The organism is Syntrophorhabdus sp., from assembly GCA_012719415.1.
Lineage (GTDB): Bacteria > Desulfobacterota > Syntrophorhabdia > Syntrophorhabdales > Syntrophorhabdaceae > Delta-02.
In genome coordinates this window covers 1-2,216 of the sequence record JAAYAK010000132.1, presented here as the reverse complement: position 1 = coordinate 2,216, position 2,216 = coordinate 1, and the positions used below count along the sequence as shown (strand labels likewise).

Annotated in this window: 3 protein-coding genes; all 3 read right to left on the bottom strand. The window is 59.2% G+C overall.

What is annotated here, in order from left to right; genetic code table 11:
- Positions 1-326, bottom strand: a 326-nt coding sequence (locus GXX82_08215) for a response regulator (GenBank protein NLT23015.1), incomplete at its 3' end; no start/stop codon positions are given.
- A gap of 4 nt (positions 327-330) precedes the next feature.
- Positions 331-813 (bottom strand): tetratricopeptide repeat protein, encoded by a 483-nt coding sequence (locus GXX82_08210; protein ID NLT23014.1) that lies wholly within the window; start codon positions 811-813, stop codon positions 331-333.
- On the bottom strand, positions 756-2,216 hold a 1,461-nt coding region (locus GXX82_08205), incomplete at its 5' end, for a HAMP domain-containing protein (protein NLT23013.1). The genes GXX82_08205 and GXX82_08210, both read right to left, overlap by 58 nt.

Below are 2,216 nucleotides of genomic sequence, written 5' to 3'. Positions count from 1 at the left end.
TCCAGGTCGAAAGGCTTCGCCAGGTAGTTGAAGGCGCCCATCCTGATGGCCTCGACGGCGCTTTTCACGCTGCTGTGCGCCGTGAGGATGATAACGGGTATTTCCGGGTTTATCTGGTGGAGTTCACGCATGAGACTGATCCCGTCCGTGCCCGGGAGCTTAAGGTCGACAACGGCAAGGTGGAAGGCCTGCGCCTTCACCGCCGAAAGCGCCCCGTCCCCGTCGCGGGCGGTCGTGACTTCGTAGTCCGCGGACTGAAGCATCATGCCCATCAGCTCGAGGAGGTTTCGATCGTCGTCGACGACCAGTATGTTTCCGAGGGACATCCCCTTACCTCGCCAGTTTCTTCTTTGCCCGCTCTATCTCCATGTCGACCTCCTTCGACCTCTCGATGACATCGAGCACCCCTATCCAGGTCTTCGCCTGCGGCACGAGCGGGCTCTGGGGATACTCCCTGACCACTCTCTGGAACATGGCCATGGACTTCCTGTAATCCCTCTTCGCGTTGTTGTTGCTGGCGTAAATGAGGCCCATGTTGAACAGGGCCTGATCGCAGGGCGGTTTCTTGCCGCAAAGGGACAGTATGGCCTGATTCGCCTTCAGTCCGCCGTCAAAGTCGCCGTGCCCGTAGAGCTCCGCCGCCTTCTGCAGCCTTTCGGCCAGCTTCTCCTCCTTTGCGTTGCCTTCCCTGACGGTGTCCTCCGGTGCGCTGTTCTGTATGGGAACATAGCTGCACCCGGAAAGAAGAAGCACGATCAGCCCCGCAAGAAGACCGTAAATGTGCTTCCTTTTCCCAATTCGCTTTCTACCCAAATCCTGCCTCCATGGGCATCCACCACATGCTTCGCGATGGCGAGGCCAAGGCCGGTACCCGTGCCCCCCGAGTAGGCCCGCGTCGCCGACTGCCTGTACTTGTCGAAGATCGCCGTGCGGTCCTCTTCCGGAATGCCCGTCCCCGAATCGGCAACGGAGATCTCCACACCTCCCGCAACGGGCTTCAGGGATACCGCTATGCGGCCTCCGTCGGGCGTGAATTTCACCGCGTTCCCGAGCAGGTTCCGCATGACCTGAAGGACCCTTTCGCCATCCATCGTGACGGACGGCATCTCCCCGGTCTCATGGAACTCGAAGGTTATTGACCTGGCGGCATAGAGCGGCTCGATCTCCGAAGCTGCCCTCTGCACTATAGGTTTAACATCTCCGGGAGCAAAGTTGAAGTCAATAATGCCGGCTTCCATCTTTGACAGGTCGAGAAGGGAATTCACGTGTTCTATCAAGCGGTTGCACTCCTCGGACATGATGGCAAGGACCTTGTCCCTCGCTTGCCCGTGCGACCCGTCGACATCCCTCTTCAGGAGGGCGATGCCCCCTTTCATGGAAGCAAGGGGGGTCCTGAGCTCGTGAGCCATGAGAGAAAAGAAGTCGGATTTCATCCTCTCCGCCTCTTTCAACCTGTCGCACATGAGGTTGAGGGCCCGCGCAAGGTGCCCGATCTCCGGCGGTGAAGAAAGGGTGAGGGGGTCCTCGAAGTTACCGCTTGAGATCTTTCGCGTCTTCCTCTTTATGACGGAAAGGGGCCGCGTGATGCTGAGCGTGATTCCCGCGGCGATGAGAATACCGATGAGAAGCGATGAGGCTGCCATTATGAGGCCGGTCTTGAGCGCCCTCGTCCCCGCCTTTGCCAACCCGTCTATCCTGTTTCTCGTGTCGTCCTCGATATAGAGCTCAAGGTTCTTGACCTCCTCTATCATGGCCTCGACGGTCTTTTCCTTCTCCTGGCGGTACCAGCCGGGGCGACGCGCGCCGCCCGACCCGCCGTACTTTGCCTCCTCCTCGATGAGGTCCCTGTACCGGGAGTGCTGCTTCGCGATGTTGTCAAGTATCTCCTTGCTGCCGAGGGTATCGGCGATCGCGGAGGCCCCGGCAAGGTGCTTTGTGAAGTCCCTGCCGGCCGTGACAAAACCTTCGCGGAAGGCAGGGTCCTTCGAGATGGCATACTTCTTCTCGTAGGACAGCTCGGAAAGAAGGGCGTCGCTCAGCCGCTCCTTGTGCTCGATGAGGCGCTCTCCCAGCTCGAGCATATGGGCGCTCGCCTTGTTGAACTCGTTCAGCTTTATCATCGAGTAAACGCTCACCGACGTCGTGACGGCAAAAAGGGCGGCAAACCCGATGATGAGCCGCGAAACCACGTTCAATCTGGAGAAACCGGTCACTGA